Origin of the sequence: Klebsiella terrigena (genome assembly GCF_006539725.1) — a bacterium.
GTDB classification, from domain to species: Bacteria; Pseudomonadota; Gammaproteobacteria; order Enterobacterales; family Enterobacteriaceae; genus Klebsiella; species Klebsiella terrigena.
Genome location: NZ_BJNO01000029.1, coordinates 36,806 through 54,707, shown reverse-complemented (window position 1 = coordinate 54,707; position 17,902 = coordinate 36,806). Strand labels below are relative to the sequence as shown.

At 57.7% G+C, this 17,902-nt stretch carries 17 protein-coding genes and 2 tRNA genes; 12 read left to right on the top strand and 7 right to left on the bottom strand.

What is annotated here, in order from left to right; translation table 11 throughout:
- Positions 1 to 28: 28 nt before the first annotated feature.
- Together RTE01_RS23655 and RTE01_RS23650 are read left to right on the top strand one after the other, a co-directional pair.
- A tRNA-Leu gene (locus tag RTE01_RS23655) sits at positions 29 to 114 on the top strand.
- Positions 115 to 156: 42 nt separating this feature from the next.
- Positions 157 to 233: transfer RNA gene (locus RTE01_RS23650), tRNA-Pro, on the top strand.
- A gap of 493 nt (positions 234 to 726) precedes the next feature.
- Here the strand turns inward: RTE01_RS23650 and hemY are convergent.
- The 4 genes from hemY to hemC are packed head-to-tail and all read right to left on the bottom strand — an operon-like array spanning position 727 to position 4,814.
- The gene (gene hemY, locus RTE01_RS23645; RefSeq protein ID WP_041143485.1) at positions 727 to 1,923 is read right to left on the bottom strand and encodes a protoheme IX biogenesis protein HemY; all 1,197 of its coding nucleotides are present in this window, start codon (positions 1,921 to 1,923) and stop codon (positions 727 to 729) included.
- 3 nt (positions 1,924 to 1,926) lie between these two features.
- Complete coding sequence (gene hemX / locus RTE01_RS23640) at positions 1,927 to 3,114, bottom strand: uroporphyrinogen-III C-methyltransferase (protein WP_133601426.1); 1,188 nt, start codon at positions 3,112 to 3,114, stop codon at positions 1,927 to 1,929.
- A 21-nt stretch (positions 3,115 to 3,135) separates the two neighbouring features.
- The gene (hemD, locus tag RTE01_RS23635) at positions 3,136 to 3,876 is read right to left on the bottom strand and encodes a uroporphyrinogen-III synthase (protein WP_123550840.1); all 741 of its coding nucleotides are present in this window, start codon (positions 3,874 to 3,876) and stop codon (positions 3,136 to 3,138) included.
- Positions 3,873 to 4,814: a hydroxymethylbilane synthase gene (gene hemC, locus RTE01_RS23630; protein ID WP_045853608.1), complete on the bottom strand. Its 942-nt coding sequence runs from the start codon at positions 4,812 to 4,814 to the stop codon at positions 3,873 to 3,875. Before hemC ends, hemD begins: the two co-directional genes overlap by 4 nt.
- 348 nt (positions 4,815 to 5,162) lie before the next feature.
- Here hemC and cyaA point away from each other — a divergent pair, with 348 nt between their 5' ends.
- Entirely contained in the window at positions 5,163 to 7,715 is a 2,553-nt protein-coding gene (gene cyaA / locus RTE01_RS23625) for a class I adenylate cyclase (protein WP_041143489.1), read from the top strand.
- A gap of 83 nt (positions 7,716 to 7,798) precedes the next feature.
- Here the strand turns inward: cyaA and cyaY are convergent, their stop codons facing one another.
- Entirely contained in the window at positions 7,799 to 8,119 is a 321-nt protein-coding gene (gene cyaY, locus RTE01_RS23620) for an iron donor protein CyaY (protein WP_041143490.1), read from the bottom strand.
- 138 nt (positions 8,120 to 8,257) lie between these two features.
- On the opposite strand from cyaY, the gene lptM reads away from it, so the two are divergent.
- The 9 genes from lptM (at position 8,258) to RTE01_RS23580 (ending at position 16,332) form a co-directional block, all read left to right on the top strand.
- The gene (gene lptM, locus RTE01_RS23615) at positions 8,258 to 8,461 is read left to right on the top strand and encodes an LPS translocon maturation chaperone LptM (RefSeq protein WP_041143491.1); all 204 of its coding nucleotides are present in this window, start codon (positions 8,258 to 8,260) and stop codon (positions 8,459 to 8,461) included.
- A gap of 64 nt (positions 8,462 to 8,525) precedes the next feature.
- Complete coding sequence (gene dapF / locus RTE01_RS23610) at positions 8,526 to 9,350, top strand: diaminopimelate epimerase (protein ID WP_041147498.1); 825 nt, start codon at positions 8,526 to 8,528, stop codon at positions 9,348 to 9,350.
- The gene (locus RTE01_RS23605) at positions 9,347 to 10,054 is read left to right on the top strand and encodes a DUF484 domain-containing protein (protein WP_041143492.1); all 708 of its coding nucleotides are present in this window, start codon (positions 9,347 to 9,349) and stop codon (positions 10,052 to 10,054) included. The genes dapF and RTE01_RS23605 overlap by 4 nt, the downstream gene beginning before the upstream one ends.
- Positions 10,051 to 10,953 (top strand): tyrosine recombinase XerC, encoded by a 903-nt coding sequence (gene xerC / locus RTE01_RS23600; RefSeq protein ID WP_041143493.1) that lies wholly within the window; start codon positions 10,051 to 10,053, stop codon positions 10,951 to 10,953. Before RTE01_RS23605 ends, xerC begins: the two co-directional genes overlap by 4 nt.
- A complete protein-coding gene (gene yigB / locus RTE01_RS23595; RefSeq protein ID WP_134528345.1) occupies positions 10,953 to 11,669 on the top strand; it encodes a 5-amino-6-(5-phospho-D-ribitylamino)uracil phosphatase YigB in 717 nt (238 codons plus the stop codon). Before xerC ends, yigB begins: the two co-directional genes overlap by 1 nt.
- 78 nt (positions 11,670 to 11,747) lie before the next feature.
- A complete protein-coding gene (gene uvrD / locus RTE01_RS23590) occupies positions 11,748 to 13,910 on the top strand; it encodes a DNA helicase II (RefSeq protein WP_076947994.1) in 2,163 nt (720 codons plus the stop codon).
- A 148-nt stretch (positions 13,911 to 14,058) separates the two neighbouring features.
- Positions 14,059 to 14,115 carry a YsgD/CorL family protein gene (gene ysgD / locus RTE01_RS26670; protein ID WP_350028775.1) on the top strand — a complete coding sequence of 19 codons (57 nt, stop codon included), beginning with the start codon at positions 14,059 to 14,061 and terminating at the stop codon, positions 14,113 to 14,115.
- A gap of 148 nt (positions 14,116 to 14,263) precedes the next feature.
- The gene (gene corA, locus RTE01_RS23585) at positions 14,264 to 15,214 is read left to right on the top strand and encodes a magnesium/cobalt transporter CorA (RefSeq protein ID WP_041143496.1); all 951 of its coding nucleotides are present in this window, start codon (positions 14,264 to 14,266) and stop codon (positions 15,212 to 15,214) included.
- Between the two features lie 215 nt (positions 15,215 to 15,429).
- The gene (locus tag RTE01_RS23580) at positions 15,430 to 16,332 is read left to right on the top strand and encodes an endonuclease/exonuclease/phosphatase family protein (RefSeq protein ID WP_134528348.1); all 903 of its coding nucleotides are present in this window, start codon (positions 15,430 to 15,432) and stop codon (positions 16,330 to 16,332) included.
- A 58-nt stretch (positions 16,333 to 16,390) separates the two neighbouring features.
- Here the strand turns inward: RTE01_RS23580 and rarD are convergent, their stop codons facing one another.
- A complete protein-coding gene (gene rarD / locus RTE01_RS23575; RefSeq protein WP_041143498.1) occupies positions 16,391 to 17,284 on the bottom strand; it encodes an EamA family transporter RarD in 894 nt (297 codons plus the stop codon).
- A 49-nt stretch (positions 17,285 to 17,333) separates the two neighbouring features.
- Complete coding sequence (gene yigI / locus RTE01_RS23570) at positions 17,334 to 17,798, bottom strand: acyl-CoA thioesterase YigI (RefSeq protein ID WP_041143499.1); 465 nt, start codon at positions 17,796 to 17,798, stop codon at positions 17,334 to 17,336.
- Positions 17,799 to 17,902 lie beyond the last annotated feature (104 nt).

Sequence of the window (17,902 nt, the reverse complement as noted above, 5' to 3'; positions counted from 1 at the left end):
TCATCCACGTAGATATCGCTCGCACTGTGCGAAGGTGGCGGAATTGGTAGACGCGCTAGCTTCAGGTGTTAGTGTCCTTAGGATGTGGGGGTTCGAGTCCCCCCCCTCGCACCACGACTTTAAAGAATTGAACTAAAAATTCAAAAAGCAGTATATCGGCGAGTAGCGCAGCTTGGTAGCGCAACTGGTTTGGGACCAGTGGGTCGGAGGTTCGAATCCTCTCTCGCCGACCAATTTTGAACCCCGCTTCGGCGGGGTTTTTTGTTTTCTGATATCGCAAAAAATCCTCGTATCTCCCTGATTTAAAAAATAAAACCTCCCTGCTTCTACCACTATTATTTGTCCAGAAAACTCCCAATTCACCCTCAGGGGAGATGTCATCTCCACAGAACCTGTGCGATAATAAACGGGTAGATGCTCATTCCATCTCTTATGTTCGCCTTAGGGCCTCATAAACTCAGGAATGACGCAGAGCCGTTTACGGTGCTTATCGTCCACTGACAGATGTCGCCATTATCTGGTCTCATCAAACACCATGGACACGACGTTGAGTGAAGCACCCAATTTGTTGTCAAACAGACCTGTTTTAACGCCCGCCCTGATTATCAGTGCGGGCGTTTTTTTCTTTCAGGGGCTGGTAAGAAAAGGGCAGGGGATAAACGGAGAAGGCGGCGTGCAGAGAGAAGAGCGCTGTCGCCCCGGATGAGGCGACAGCGGCAGGGACGGCTACTGCGGCGTATTGTTCTGCAGGGTTAGCAGCAGGCCATCGCGGCGCAGAGTGGCGGCCTCTTCCGGCTGGTGCAGCCGGTCGAGCGTATCGGCCAGCCAGGCGTAGTCAAACGCATCCGGGCGCTGCTTCAGGGCGGCGCGGAACGCGATGCTGGCTTCCTGCCATTCGCCATGACGCATCAGCGATTGCCCCAGCGTACTCCACAGCAGCGGACGATCGCCGACGGCTTTGATCTGCTGGCGCAGCACTTTTTCCAGCTGTTCCGGATTGTTGGTCTTCAGGCGCGGGATAAGCATCACCAGGCGATCGTCATACTGCTTTTTCAGACCGTCGATAATAATCTGCTGCGCGGTATCGTGGTCATCGCTCTCGATGAGCAGATTGGCCATCGCCACCTGCAGCGCGACCTGGCCACGCGTTTTGCGGCTTTGGTTTTTCCACCATTCGCGCAGGCCTTCGCTGCCCCGATCGGCCAGCGTCTTATCCATTAATCCAATCCACGCCTGCTGCTCCAGCGCGGCGCGATGCTCTTCATCGCTGACGTTGGCTTTGGCCATCGACGGGATGATGTCCAGCAGCGAGTGCCAGGCGCCGGTGCGGGTGTAGGCCTGCTCCGCGAGACGCAGGACTTCAGGATGGCGGGGAGTGATTTCCAGCAGCTTATCAATACCGTGGCGCGCCGCATGATTTTCATTGCGCGCCAGCTGCAGGCGCACGCGGGCAATCTCTACCGGGATCAGATCGTCACCGGCGAGCTCCGTTGCGCGCTCAAGATGCTGATTGGCGCGGGCTTCATCGCCGCGCTGCTGGGCCGCTTCCGCCGCCAGGAGATAGTTAACCACCGGCTGCTCGGCATGATCGGCATTTTTGGCCATCAGCTTTTCAACCTGCTGATAGTCGCCTTCCGCCAGTTTTAGCAGCGCCTGCTCGGTTTGCTTGCGCGCGCGGCGGCGTTTACGTCCTACGAACCAGCCGCGAGTATGGGCGCTGGTGCGAAAAATACGCCGCAGCAGCCATTCGATGGCAAACAGCACCACCATTGTGAGGATCAGTACGATCGCCAGACCGGTGACGCTGGTTTCAATGTTGTAGTTATCGGTTTGGATCAGCACGTAGCCCTGATGGCCAGAAATGATCGGACCGATAACGATCCCGGCGATCAGCAGTGCGAAGAGTAAGAGAATTTTCAACATGCGTTACTCTCCTTGTGGCGCAGGGGCTGGTGCCGGCACGGCTGGCGTCGGGGCGGGAGCCGGAGCACCGCTCTGCGCGACGGCGGGTTGTGCCATCAGGTTACGCACTCGCGTCTGCATCAGCTTCTCGAGTATGGCCTGACTCTGCAGATTTTCCGGTACGCTCATGGTGATGCTCTGCTGGCTCAGCTTATCGACTTCCTCAAGGAAGGCTTTGGTGGTGGCATCGTCAGTATCGTAATAGGCGCGAACCCAGGTCGATACGTTTTCCAGAGCCTGCTTGTACGTCTCTTCCTGGTGGCGCGGAACCGCCTGCGCGGCGACCAGCAGGCGGGAGCGAATATTCTCGCGCAGGTAGACGTCCTGGTTTGGCGCCAGCAGCGGCACTGCCGTTTCATCGCGGCGGCGGATGGTGATAAAGCTGTCCATAAAGCTCTGCCAGCTCTTCTGCAGGTTAATGCGCCACTCGCCGATTGAGCTGGACAGCTCTTCGCTGTCGGAATCCATCGGGGAGTCGTCGTCGTTATTATCCGCCAGACGCAGATTGTCTATCTGATTAGCGAGCTGATTCACTTTGAGAATGATGCCGTCGTAGTCGACCTGGCTTACCGCCGAGAGCGAGGCGATATCGTCGGTGATGGCGCGGCGGGCGCCAATCAGGCTGGGGTCGTTCATGTCGGCGAGGCTGGCATCGGCGCTTTTGAGCAGCGCGGCGGCGGTGGTGACGTCCTGATCGCTCCACAGCTTGCGTCCGGCAACTTTCACCAGGAAATCAGCCTGCGCCAGCAGCCAGGTTTTAGCGTCGCTGCCGGAGATAACGGCCACTTTCTGCTGCACTTCTTCCAGCTGCTTCGCCAGCGCATCCTGCTGACTTTTGGCTGCGGTCAGCTGGTCAGCCTGCTGCCTGATGATGCCTTCGAGTTCGGTTTTTTGGCCTTCCTGCGATTTCTGCAGGGCCGCAATCTGCGCGGCTAATGCTGAGCTGGCCGCGTTCTGTCGGGATAGCTGCTGCTTGTGCACGCTGTACAGACCCACGCCGGCGGCGAGGGCAATAGCGATAGCGACCGCGCTCAAAACAAGACTGGTTTTATTCCCGCCCTTTTCCTTCCCGGTTTTCTCTGGCTGTGGCGTCTTTTCCACGGCCTCCCTGGTCTCTTCAACCACGGCGGATTGATTTTGTTGTTCCGTCATTATGGCTTCCAATGTTGAGAGTTATTGTAATGCGCGTAGCAGCGTATCGTTGTCGGCGCTTTCGGCAACCTGGATATCCTGCCAGCCCAATTCCCGTGCCTGCTGGGCCAGGCGCTCGCTGACAACTAAAATGCGACAGCGGAGGAGCCACCGTTCTCGATACCATTGCGGGATCAGCGTCCAAAGCTGTTGCAGCATCTCACCGCTGGTGACGACCAGCGTGGAGACGCCGCGAGACTGCCAGCGCATTGCTTCTTCTGCACCATCATAATGCTTTGCACAACGTTGATAGCACTCACAAAAAGTGACATCAGCGCCGCGCTCGCGGAGCGTTTCGCCGAGTAATTCCCGGCCGCCGTTGCCGCGAAGCAGGAGGGCCTTCTTACCAGCAATGTTTTGTAATTCAGGTAATTGTAGCAAGACTTCGCTGATTTCCCGATCTAATGGGTAGCGAATATTCTGGCTGCTGACCTTATGCAGGGTCAGCGCCGTGGTGCGGCCAATGGCAAAATAGCCGGGAGCCAGCGGCCAGCGCAGGCCCTGCTGCTGCAGGTGAGCGTGGGCAAACTCCACGGCGTGCTGCGAGAGGGCGAACAATAGATCGCCCGCGGAGAGGGCCGCCAGCCGGTCGCCGAGCGTGTGCAGCTCGCGGCCGGGCGTAAATTCAATCAGTGGAAAGCTCCAGGCCACGCGTCCCAGCCCGCGCAGGCGGCTGACCAGCTCTTCGCCCTGCGGCAGCGGACGGGTGACCAGGATACTCATCGTGGTGCTTCTCCAGCATAAACGGCGGTCAGGATCTCCCGGGCACCGTTATCCAGCAGCTCTTCCGCCAGAGAGACGCCAAGGCGCTCGGCGTCTTCAGGGCGCCCGCGGCGTTCGCCGTGAACCAGCTGTGAACCGTCCGGCGCGCCGACTAGCGCGCGTAGCCACAGCTCGCCGTCAATAAGCTCGGCGTAGCTGCCGATCGGCACCTGACAGCCGCCCTCAAGGCGGGTGTTCATCGCCCGCTCGGCGCGAACCCGTATCGCCGTTGGCGTATGGTTCAGCGGCGCCAGCAGCGCCTGCGTCCACTCGTCGTCAAGGCGGCACTCAATGCCGACTGCGCCCTGCCCGACGGCGGGGAGAGATTGTTCTGGGCTTAACGGCTGGCGAATACGCGCTTCGAGCCCGAGGCGTAGCAGCCCCGCCGCGGCGAGAATAATCGCGTCATACTCACCGCTATCCAGTTTGCCCAAACGGGTACCGACGTTACCGCGCAGGGAACGAATCTGCAGATCCGGGCGCCGTGCGGCCAGTTGACACTGGCGGCGTAAACTTGATGTGCCAACGATGCTGCCCTGAGGCAACGCGTCAATAGAGGCATAGTGATTTGAGACAAAAGCGTCGCGCGGATCTTCTCGCTCACAAATCGTTACCAGCCCGAGGCCCTCGGGAAACTCGACGGGAACATCCTTCATAGAATGGACGGCGATATCGGCGCGCCCTTCCATAATGGCAAGCTCTAACTCTTTGACAAACAGGCCCTTGCCACCCACTTTTGCGAGGGGTGTATCAAGGAGCACGTCGCCGCGAGTGACCATTGGCACCAGTTCAACCTTGAGCTGCGGATGGCAGGACTCAAGGCGCTCTTTCACATAATGCGCCTGCCATAGCGCAAGTGGGCTTTGCCTTGTGGCAATTTTCAAAACTTTGTCTAACATGCTTGTTACCGTCATTGTCGACCACAAACCATCCTAACATTGTTGTCTTATGGATGTTAGTTTTGTGGGTCAGGGCCTTGGCCATCTCTTTATTGGCCTTTTATGCGCATACCGGTTGCCGAACCGTAGAGAGGAATTTACACGCAGTAAACGGTGCTACACTTGTATGTAGCGCATCTTTCTTTACGGTCAATCAGCAAGGTGTTAGATTGATCACGTTTTAAACCATTTGTCCGTCAGCAGTTCATCACAACCACACCGACGACGAATGGTGACGGTTTTTGTTGAAATACTGAAACCCGGTACTGGCTATGGTACGTCGGGTTTTTGAACATCAGGCGATATGTCTTGTACCTCTATATTGAGACACTGAAACAGAGACTGGATGCCATCAACCAACTGCGCGTAGATCGCGCGCTTGCTGCCATGGGACCCGCTTTTCAGCAGGTTTACAGTCTACTGCCGACATTACTACATTATCATCACCCGTTGATGCCGGGTTACCTTGACGGTAACGTTCCCCGAGGCATTTGCCTTTACACGCCTGATGAAACCCAACGCCACTACCTTGACGAGCTTGAGCTAAACCGCGGAATGCTGACGCAGGAGCCGCCGAAAGGCGAGCTGCCGATTACCGGCGTTTACTCCATGGGCAGCACCTCATCCGTCGGCCAAAGCTGCTCTTCCGACCTTGATATCTGGGTTTGCCACCAGGCCTGGCTCGATACCGACGAGCGCCAGCTGCTGCAGCGTAAATGCAGCCTGCTGGAGAGCTGGGCGGCGTCGCTTGGCGTGGAAGTCAGCTTCTTCCTGATCGATGAAAACCGCTTCCGCCATAACGAAAGCGGCAGCCTGGGCGGCGAAGACTGCGGCTCCACGCAGCATATCCTGCTGCTGGACGAATTTTACCGCACCGCCGTGCGCCTTGCCGGCAAGCGTATTCTGTGGAACATGGTGCCGTGCGACGAAGAAGAGCACTATGACGATTACGTCATGAGCCTCTACGCGCAGGGCGTGCTGACGCCGAACGAATGGATGGATCTCGGCGGCCTGAGCTCGCTGTCGGCGGAAGAGTACTTCGGCGCCAGCCTGTGGCAGCTGTATAAAAGCATTGATTCGCCTTATAAAGCGGTGCTGAAAACGCTGCTGCTGGAAGCCTATTCCTGGGAATACCCCAATAACCGCCTGCTGGCGAAAGATATTAAACAGCGCCTGCACGACGGCGAGATCGTTTCCTTCGGTCTCGATCCCTACTGCATGATGCTGGAACGCGTCACGATCTACCTGCAGGCCATCGAGGACGAGACGCGCCTCGACCTGGTACGCCGCTGTTTCTACCTGAAAGTATGCGAAAAGCTGAGCCGCGAGCGCGCCTGCGTGGGCTGGCGTCGCGAGGTGGTGAGCCACCTGGTGAAAGAGTGGGGCTGGGATGAAAAGCGTCTGGCGATGCTGGACAACCGGGCCAACTGGAAGATCGACGAAGTACGCAAAGCGCACAACGAACTGCTTGATGCGATGATGCAGAGCTACCGCAACCTGATTCGGTTTGCGCGTCGCAACAACCTCAGCGTTTCCGCCAGCCCGCAGGATATTGGCGTGCTGACCCGCAAGCTGTACGCGGCGTTTGAAGCGCTGCCGGGGAAAGTGACCCTGGTGAACCCGCAGATATCGCCGGATCTCTCCGAACCGAATCTGACCTTTATCCACGTGCCGCCGGGCCGCGCTAACCGCACCGGATGGTATGTCTATAACCGCGCGCCGGATATGGAATCGATCGTTAGCCATCAGCCGCTGGAATATAACCGCTATCTGAACAAGCTGGTGGCATGGGCGTGGTTTAACGGCCTGCTGACGTCGCGCACCCGCTTGTTTATTAAGGGCAACGGCATTGTCGACCTGGCGAAGCTGCAGGAGATGGTGGCCGATGTTTCTCACCACTTCCCGCTGCGTCTGCCTTCGCCTACGCCGAAAGCGCTGTATAGCCCCTGCGAAATCCGCCATCTGGCGATTATCGTTAACCTTGAATACGATCCGACCGCCGCGTTCCGCAATCAGGTAGTGCATTTTGACTTCCGCAAGCTGGACGTATTTAGCTTTGGCGAAGAGCAGAAGTGCCTGATAGGCAGCGTGGATCTGCTGTATCGCAACTCGTGGAACGAAGTGCGAACCCTGCACTTCAACGGCGAGCAGGCGATGATCGAAGCGCTGAAGACCATTCTGGGCAAAATGCACCAGGACGCGGCGCCGCCGGATAGCGTTGAAGTGTTCTGCTACAGCCAGCATCTGCGCGGGCTCATCCGCACTCGCGTGCAGCAGCTGGTCTCCGAGTGCGTTGAGCTACGCCTCTCCAGTACCCGTCAGGACACCGGCCGCTTCAAGGCGCTGCGCGTCTCAGGGCAGACGTGGGGCCTGTTCTTCGAACGTCTTAACGTCTCGGTGCAGAAGCTGGAAAATGCCATTGAATTCTATGGCGCTATCTCGCACAACAAGCTGCACGGTCTGTCGGTTCAGGTAGAAACCAACCACGTCAGGCTGCCGCAGGTGGTGGATGGCTTTGCCAGCGAAGGGATTATTCAGTTCTTCTTTGAAGAGGCGGATAACGACAGCGGGTTTAATATCTATATTCTCGACGAGAGCAACCGCGCCGAGGTTTACCATCACTGTGAAGGCAGTAAAGAGGAGCTGGTGCGTGACGTTAGCCGCTTCTACTCCTCCTCGCACGACCGGTTCACCTACGGCTCCAGCTTTATCAACTTCAACCTGCCGCAGTTCTATCAGATCGTTGACGTTGACGGCCGGCCGCAGGTCATTCCCTTCCGTAGCCAGGCCATCGGCGCCGTGACGGCACCGGTCAATCAGGATGCCGCGGCGTCGCCGATGCTCCAGCAGCACTACTCCTGATATCGCGTCCTGATATCGCGAAGTATTCCCCGGCTGCGCGCAGCGTACCGGGGATACCGATGAGCGTAGCCAGCTAGCCCGCTTTAACGGAAGCTCACCGCTTCGCCTGCCTGATGCGTTGCCGCCTGCTCCAGCAGATCCCAGAAGGTTTCGCCGCTGCGATCGCAGATCCACTCGTCGCCTTTGAGGTCAAAATGGTAGCCGCCCTGCTTGGTCGCCAGCCAGACCTGATGCAGCGGTTCCTGACGGTTAATAATGATTTTGCTGCCGTTTTCAAAGCTAATGGTCAGCACGCCGCCGTTAATTTCACAATCGATATCGCTATCGCCGTCCCACTCGTCCAGGCGCTCTTCGATAGTCATCCACAGGCTGTCGGCCAGGCGATGGAATTCACTGTCATTCATGGTTCTACCCTGCTTTTTTGAAGATGGCGGCAGTATAGCGCGAAACAAAAGCGCGCGCAGTCGGATGCTAAACGCTTGCTTTTACGTCTTCTCCTGCGATGATAGAAAGCAGAAAGAATGACTCACGGGCAACTATCAATGAAAAACGTTTTTCCTACGCTTGCCGTTCTGCTGGCGATCTTCAGCCTCACCGGCTGTGGTCTGAAGGGGCCGCTCTATTTCCCACCGGCGGATAAAACGGCACCGCCGCCGACTAAACCGGTCGATAGCGGTATCCAGAGCGCGACGCCGGATCGTAACGATCGCGGCGATAGCGGTGGCCCGACCCAGGTAGACTACTGACGCTACTCCCCGGGACGAACGGCCTGCCGTCCTCCTGAAACGCAAATTAGTTAGAGTACAGATGATGCAGTTTTCTAAGATGCATGGCCTGGGTAACGACTTTATGGTCGTTGACGCGGTAACACAGAATGTTTTTTTCTCTCCGGAGCTGATTCGCCGGCTGGCAGACCGGCATCTTGGCGTGGGCTTCGATCAGCTGCTGGTTGTCGAGCCGCCCTACGATCCGGATCTGGATTTTCATTACCGCATCTTTAACGCTGACGGCAGCGAAGTGTCGCAGTGCGGCAACGGCGCGCGTTGCTTTGCGCGGTTTGTACGTCTGAAAGGCCTGACCAATAAACGTGATATCCGCGTCAGCACGGCGAACGGTCGTATGGTATTAAGCGTAACGGAAGACGATCTGGTGCGCGTGAATATGGGCGAGCCGAACTTCGAGCCGTCCCAGGTCCCGTTCCGCGCGAACAAAGCGGAAAAGACCTATATTATGCGCGTCGCTGAGCAGACAGTATTGTGCGGCGTGGTCTCAATGGGGAACCCGCACTGCGTCATCCAGGTCGATGATGTGGAAACCGCGGCGGTGGAAACGCTTGGCCCGGTGATGGAAAGCCACGAACGCTTCCCGGAACGCGCGAACATCGGTTTTATGCAGATAGTCGAGCGTCATCGCATTCGCCTGCGGGTCTTTGAACGCGGCGCGGGCGAGACCCAGGCCTGCGGCAGCGGCGCCTGTGCGGCGGTCGCGGTCGGTATCCAACAGGGGCTGCTGGCCGAGGAAGTACGCGTGGAATTACCAGGCGGGCGTCTTGATATCGCCTGGAAAGGCCCGGGTCAACCGTTGTTTATGACTGGCCCGGCGGCACACGTCTACGACGGATTTATTCATTTATGAAACAACTCGGGGAAGAACAGCAGGATACGATCGGCGCGCTGGATGACCGTGCGGTGGTGGACTATCTGTTGCAACATCCTGAATTCTTTATTCGTAATGCCGCTCTTGTGGAGCACATGCAGGTTCCTCACCCAGTTCGGGGGACGGTTTCGCTGGTCGAGTGGCACATGGCACGCGCACGTAATCATATCAACGTGCTGGAAGAGAACATGTCGCTGCTGATGGAGCAGGCGACGGCCAACGAAAGCCTGTTTCAGCGGCTCCTCCATCTGCAGACGCGGCTGGCGGCGGCAGAAAGCCTCGATGAGATGCTCAATCGCTTTCATCGCTGGGCCCGCGAGCTCGGCCTGGCCGGCGCGACGGTGCGCCTGTTCCCCGACAGCTGGCGGCTCGGCGCGCCCTCAAAATTCACCCACCTTGCGTTGACCCGACAGGCCTTTGAACCTGTGCGCATTCAGCGTCTCAGGCAGGAGCGCCACTACCTCGGTCCGCTGAACGGACCGGAGCTGCTGGTGGTGCTGCCGGAGGCGAAAGCCATCGGCTCGGTGGCGATGTCGCTGCTGGGCGGCGATGATGCGCCCGGCGTTATGCTGTTCAGCAGCCGCGATGCGCAGCACTATCAGCAGGGGCAGGGCACACAGCTGCTTCAGGAAATTGCCCTGATGCTGCCAGGCCTGCTGGAGCGCTGGGTTGAACGCGCATGACCGACTCTCCGCTGTTTACCGCCGTTGCCCGCTTCCTGCGCTATCTTGGCGTGGAGCGTCAGCTTAGCCCGATTACGCTGCTTAACTACCGACGACAGCTTGATGCGCTGGTGGCGCTGGCTGAAAACGCCGGCTTGAAAAGCTGGCAGCAGTGCGATGCGGCTCAGGTGCGCGGTCTGGCGGTGCGGAGTCGAAAACAGGGGCTGGGCCCGGCAAGCCTGGCGCTGCGCCTCTCGGCGTTGCGCAGCTTCTTTGACTGGCTGGTGGCGCAGGGCGAGCTGACCGCCAACCCGGCAAAAGGAATTTCGGCGCCTAAAATACCGCGCCATTTACCGAAAAATATCGACGTCGACGACGTTAACCGCCTGCTGGATATCGATCTGAACGATCCGCTGGCGGTACGCGACCGGGCGATGCTGGAAGTGATGTACGGCGCGGGCCTGCGTCTTTCTGAGCTGGTGAACCTCGACATTAAGCACCTCGACCTGGAGTCAGGAGAGGTGTGGGTGATGGGGAAAGGCAGCAAAGAGCGCCGCCTGCCGATTGGCCGCAGCGCGGTGGCGTGGATTGAGCACTGGCTGGATCTACGCGGCCTCTTCGGCACCGATGACGATGCGCTGTTTTTGTCGAAGCTTGGCAAACGCATCTCCGCGCGCAATGTTCAAAAACGTTTTGCCGAGTGGGGAATTAAGCAGGGGCTGAACAGCCACGTTCATCCGCACAAGCTGCGCCACTCCTTTGCCACGCATATGCTGGAATCGAGCGGCGATCTGCGCGGCGTGCAGGAGCTGCTGGGCCATGCCAATCTCTCCACCACTCAAATCTATACCCATCTTGACTTTCAACACCTTGCCTCGGTGTACGATGCGGCGCATCCGCGCGCCAAACGGGGGAAATAATGCGTTTTTACCGACCTCTGGGCCAGATTTCAGCACTGACGTTTGACCTGGACGATACCCTTTACGACAACCGCCCGGTCATCGACCGGACGCTGCACGAGTCGCTGGCCTTCGTGCGCAGCTACCACCCTTCGCTGAGCCAGTTCGACGCCCATCACCTGCAGCAGCTGCGCCAGACGCTGCTGGAGACCGAGCCGGATATTTACCACGACGTGACCGAATGGCGACGGCGTGCTCTGGTGCTGGGGATGATGAACACCGGACTCTCTGCCGCGCAGGCCGAATCCGGCGCCGATGCGGCGATGGCGAACTTTGCCCACTGGCGCAGCCTGATTGACGTACCGCAGGAAACCCACGATACCCTGGCCGCGCTGGCGGAGAAGTGGCCGCTGGTGGCGGTGACTAACGGCAATGCGCAGCCGGAACTGTTCGGCCTGAGCGACTATTTCCGCTTTGTGCTTCGCGCCGGGCCGGACGGGCGTTCTAAGCCGTTTGCCGATATGTATCATCTGGCGGCGGAGCGTCTGGCGCTGCCGCTGGGGCAGATACTCCACGTCGGCGATGACCTGACCACCGACGTGGCGGGCGCTATCCGCTGCGGCATGCAGGCCTGCTGGATTAAGCCCCAGGGCGCCGACCTGATGCACACCACCGACAGCCGGCTGCTGCCGCACATTGAAATTTCGCGGTTGGCATCTCTGACCTCGCTGATATAATCACCATTAGTTCTGTATATATTAACAGTATGCCCGCCAGGCTAAGCGCTGCCGGGCTGCTCATTTCCGGCGGTGCCAATGGACGTTTCTTACCTGCTCGACAGCCTTAATGATAAACAGCGTGAAGCCGTCGCGGCCTCGCGCACCAATATGCTGGTTCTGGCTGGAGCGGGCAGCGGTAAGACCCGCGTACTGGTGCATCGCATTGCCTGGCTTATCAGCGTAGAAAACTGTTCGCCCTACTCCATTATGGCGGTGACCTTTACCAACAAAGCGGCGGCGGAAATGCGCCATCGTATCGGCCAGCTGATGGGCACCACCCAGGGCGGCATGTGGGTAGGCACCTTCCACGGCCTGGCGCACCGTCTGCTGCGTGCCCACCATCTTGATGCCGGGCTGCCGCAGGATTTCCAGATCCTCGATAGCGAAGATCAGCTGCGCCTGCTGAAGCGGCTGATCAAAGCGATGAACCTCGACGAGAAGCAGTGGCCGCCGCGCCAGGCGATGTGGTACATCAACAGCCAAAAAGATGAGGGGCTGCGCCCGCACCATATCCAGAGCTACGGCAATCCGGTGGAGCAGACCTGGCAGAAGGTGTATCAGGCCTACCAGGAAGCCTGCGATCGCGCAGGGCTGGTGGATTTTGCCGAGCTGCTGCTGCGCGCGCACGAGCTGTGGCTCAACAAGCCGCATATTCTTCAGCACTACCGCGAACGCTTTACCAATATCCTCGTCGACGAATTCCAGGATACCAACAATATTCAGTATGCCTGGATCCGTCTGCTGGCGGGCGATAGCGGCAAGGTGATGATCGTCGGCGATGATGACCAGTCGATCTACGGCTGGCGCGGCGCGCAGGTTGAGAATATCCAGCGCTTCCTGACCGATTTCCCCGGCGCTGAGACCATTCGCCTGGAGCAGAACTACCGCTCAACCAACAATATCCTCAGCGCCGCCAACGCCCTGATTGAAAATAACAGCGGACGTCTGGGCAAGAAGCTGTGGACCGACGGCGCCGACGGCGAACCGATCTCCCTGTACTGCGCCTTTAACGATCTCGACGAAGCGCGTTTCGTGGTTAACCGGATTAAAACCTGGCAGGAAAACGGCGGGGCGCTGGAGCAGTGCGCCATCCTTTACCGCAGCAACGCCCAGTCGCGCGTGATGGAAGAAGCGCTGCTGCAGGCCAGCATGCCGTACCGTATTTACGGCGGCATGCGCTTCTTCGAACGTCAGGAGATCAAAGATGCGCTCTCCTACCTGCGCCTGATTGCCAATCGCAACGATGACGCCGCGTTTGAGCGCGTGGTCAATACGCCGACCCGCGGCATCGGCGATCGCACCCTGGACGTGGTGCGCCAAACGTCGCGCGACCGCCAGCTGACGCTGTGGCAGGCGTGCCGCGAGCTGCTGAAAGATAAAGCCCTCGCGGGCCGCGCCGCCAGCGCCCTGCAGCGCTTTATGGAGCTGATCGACGCGCTGGCGCAGGAGACGGCGGATATGCCGCTGCACGTTCAGACCGACCGGGTGATTAAAGATTCCGGCCTGCGCATCATGTACGAGCAGGAGAAGGGCGAAAAAGGCCAGACGCGTATCGAGAACTTAGAAGAGCTGGTGACGGCAACGCGCCAGTTTAGCTACAACGATGAAGATGAGGATTTAATGCCGCTGCAGGCGTTCCTTTCTCATGCCGCGCTGGAGGCGGGCGAAGGGCAGGCTGATACCTGGCAGGATGCGGTCCAGCTGATGACCCTGCACTCGGCGAAAGGTCTGGAGTTCCCGCAGGTGTTTATCGTCGGCGTGGAGGAGGGGATGTTCCCGAGCCAGATGGCGCTCGACGAGGGCGGACGCCTGGAAGAAGAGCGGCGTCTTGCCTACGTGGGCGTAACCCGCGCGATGCAGAAGCTCACGCTGACCTACGCCGAAACCCGTCGCCTGTACGGCAAAGAGGTTTACCATCGTCCGTCGCGTTTCATCGGCGAGCTGCCGGAGGCGTGCGTGGAAGAGGTGCGCCTGCGCGCCACGGTGAGTCGTCCAGTGAGCCATCAGCGCATGGGCACGCCGATGGCGGAGAACGATACCGGCTACAAACTGGGTCAGCGCGTGCGCCATCCGAAATTCGGTGAAGGCACCATCGTGAATCTGGAAGGCAGCGGCGAGCATAGCCGTCTGCAGGTGGCTTTCCAGGGGCAGGGCATCAAATGGCTGGTGGCGGCCTATGCGCGGCTGGAAACAGTGTAACAGTAAGAAAAGTATCGTTTTTTTGTAATAATCTGCTAGCCTTATATGCTAAAGGGCAGGATTTGCTCTTTAGCGTTTCGTTGCGTGTTGACGCCGTTTTTGCGCTGGCGTAACATGCGCGCACGATTACGCTAAGAGGACATTCGCCTTGGACACACCCAGTAGATGCTGGCTCAACTTCCTGTCCGTCAGGAACAACTCCTAAGGCTATCCTCTTATGCTGATAGCCTTAGCGGTTGTCAGCGACCCGTCATTCCCGTCGCTCTGAGTCAGGCTTAATGGTCTGAAACCCCTTTTGTTTCTGTGTGCCCACCGAACTGTCCGATAATTTTTTTGCATTGGGAGTCCCGGTCATGCTGAGCGCATTTCAACTGGAAAATAATCGTCTGACGCGCCTGGAAGCCGACGAGATCAAGCACCTTGCCAGCTCGGTGTGGGTCGATCTGGTCGAGCCTGACGATGAAGAACGTAGCCGCGTGCAGACGGAACTGGGTCAGAACCTGGCAACCCGTCCGGAGCTGGAAGATATCGAAGCGTCGGCGCGTTTCTTCGAAGATGAAGACGGTTTACACATTCACTCATTTTTCTTCTTTGAAGATGCAGAGGATCACGCCGGTAACTCCACGGTGGCGTTTACCATCCGCGAAGGGCGCCTTTTTACCCTGCGCGAGCGTGAGCTACCCGCATTCCGTCTCTACCGCATGCGCGTGCGCAACCAGTCAATGGTTGATGGTAACGCCTACGAGCTGCTGCTCGATCTGTTCGAAACAAAAATCGAACAGCTGGCGGATGAAATTGAAAATATCTACAGCGACCTGGAAAAGCTGAGCCGGGTGATTATGGAAGGTCGCCAGGGCGACGAGTACGATGACGCGCTCTCTACCCTGGCGGAACAGGAAGATATCGGCTGGAAGGTGCGCCTGTGCCTGATGGATACCCAGCGGGCGCTGAACTTCCTCGTGCGCAAGGCGCGCTTGCCGGCGGGCCAGCTGGAGCAAGCGCGTGAGATCCTGCGAGATATCGAATCGCTCCTGCCGCATAACGAATCGCTGTTCCAGAAGGTGAACTTCCTGATGCAGGCGGCGATGGGCTTTATCAACATCGAGCAGAACCGCATCATCAAGATCTTCTCGGTGGTCTCCGTGGTCTTCCTGCCGCCAACCCTGGTGGCATCAAGCTATGGGATGAACTTTGAGTTTATGCCTGAGCTGCACTGGAGCTTTGGTTATCCGGGGGCGATCGTCTTTATGATGCTGGCCGGCCTGGCGCCATACCTCTACTTTAAGCGTAAAAACTGGCTTTAAAACAATAAATTATATCAAAACCGGCTGCCTTATAAGGTGGCCGTTTTTTTTCGCCTTTATGTCAGCCGCCGCGCCGGAGAACGGAAACAGGCTGTGATTATCGCGAGTGACTTAATTCTCTACGCATCATAAGTGTGGGCAATAAGTCACATAACGGCTGAGGGATAATTGTTACCATCGCAATATTCCCAATAAAAAAAAGGTGAAATTTTAGAATGAAAAGTATCTTTACACTACCCTTCCTGGCCCTTGCCTGCCTCTCCCTTAATGCACACGCTGTTGAAAAACTTGCTGGTAATGAGATTCTTGCGGTTCAAAAAGGCGGCGTTGCGGATAAGGTCTACGCCGAGAATTATCCTCAGCTGAAGATTGCGACCTATAACATCGGCAAGAATGAAGCTTCCGATAACGCGGCGGATTTTACCTCACTCAATTTAGCGATTAAGCACATTGGCGCCGATATTATTGCGGTTCCGGAGGTCGATAATAAAACCGCCAGAAGCCAAAAGATCGATCAGCTAAAAACTATCGCGGACGCCAACCATTATTACTATGCCTTCGGCAAGGCGCTGGATTTCGACGGCGGAGAATATGGCGTCGGTATTCTGTCCAAATATAAAATTGACCACACCCAGGTGATTAAGCTGCCGTCGGGGGATGCCGAGCAGCGAATCGCGCTGTTGGCGCAAATCGCCGTTCCCGGCTTTGACAGCCCGGTGCTGGTGATGGTGACCCATCTCGACTGGCAGAAGGATCCGACGATGCGCGTGGAGCAGGTTCGCCATCTTCTGGACGTGAGCATCGGCGATGCCCCATCCGACTTTAAAGATATCGCCTCATCGATCAAAATCCTCGCGGGTGATTTTAACTCCACGCACGATGAGCAGCCGTTAAAAGAGGTGGGTTATTTCTTTAACCCCGTAATGAAGCAGGGGACGGATTACCGCACCTGGCCCGCGGTTAACCCGGCAATCGATATTGACCATATTTTTACCTTCAAGGGGCAAAAATGGAATGTGAAAAAAATCGAGGTGCCGCATAACTCGCCGGCCTTTGCCTGGTCATCCGCCAGCGATCATTTACCCCTGATTGCCGAGCTGGAGCTCACCGAGCAGTAAAAATAACGCGCCGGCCTCTGTGGATGAGAGGCCGACGCGTGATGCGGGCGCGACGACGTTAAGCCCGACGCAGCCGGCGCTGGGTGTACAGCGCGTCGACGATAAATACCGCCAGCGCGACCCAGATAAAGGCGAAGGTGACCATCTTATCTGCCCCCGGAACTTCCCCGTAAAACAGCACCGCCAGCAGGAACATCAGCGTTGGGCCAATGTACTGGAAAAAGCCCAGCGTGGAGAGGCGCAGGCGGGTGGCCGCGCCGGTAAAGCACAGCAGCGGGATAGTGGTCACGACGCCGGCAGCCATCAGCAGCAGGTTCAGCGACCACGGGTTTTGGCCCATATGGCTGGTGGGGCTATCGGCAATACCGAACAGGTAAAGGGCGGCAACCGGCAGCAGCCACAGGGTTTCAAACAGCATCCCGGTTTGGGCATCAACGGCAATCTTCTTGCGCACCAGCCCGTAGAAGGCAAAGCTAAACGCCAGTCCGAGGGCAATTATCGGCAGCGAGCCAAAGGTCCATAGCTGCACCAGCACCCCGCAGAACGCCAGCAATACCGCCAGCCACTGCATGCGGCGAAAACGTTCACCGAGGAAAAGCATCCCCAGCACAATGTTGACCAGCGGGTTAATAAAGTAACCCAGGCTGGCTTCCAGCATATGGTGGTTATTCACCGACCAGATGAAGAGCAGCCAGTTGCCGCCAATCAGCACCGCCGACAGCGCCAGCAGGAGCACCTTTTTTGGCGTCTGCAGCAGCTTTCTCACCTGCGGCCACTGGCGGCTAAGGCTGATAAGCGCCAGCATAAAGAAGAAGGACCAGATCACGCGGTGAGTCAGAATTTCATCTGCGGGAACGTAGTAGATAAGCTTGAAATATGCGGGTGCAATACCCCAGATAAAATAGGCGGCAAGAGCCAGAATAACGCCAAGCCGCGTTTGTTTTGCATCCATCGGTAAAATCCGTTACGCCAAAACAGCGATGTTACTCGATTTACGCCGATCAACCCACCATATACGTCGCCGTGGCGCTGGCGATATAAACCTGATCTTCGTTATGTAATTCTACGCGGGCGACCGCCACTTTATTCCCGGCGCGCAGCAGGCTGCTGGTGGCGGTGAAGTGCTCTCCGCGCCCCGGCCGCAGGTAGTCGACGCGCAGGTCGATGGTGCCCATACGCGACAGGCGCTGGCGCAGCTCTTCTTCGTTAATGGTCTCATGGCGGGTCAGCGTACTGCCGACGCACACCAGGCCGGCGGCAACGTCCAGCGCCGAGGCGATCACGCCGCCGTGCAGAATGCTTTGCGCCCAGTTGCCGACCATCATAGGCTGGTTTTTAAAGCTCAGCTGGGCGAACTCTTTTTCGTAACGCTCCAGCTTCAGGCCTAAGGCGCGGTTAAACGGCATATGGTTGACAAAAATTTCTCCCACCAGCTTTAGGGCGGCTTCGGAAGTGAGTTCAGACATAGCGGGTGTATCCATTCGTTAATGAGATGTTGATTTTATGCCTCTAAAATATTGATTTCCACTTTCGGAACGGATAACCGAGCAGGGAGTCGATAAACAGGTAA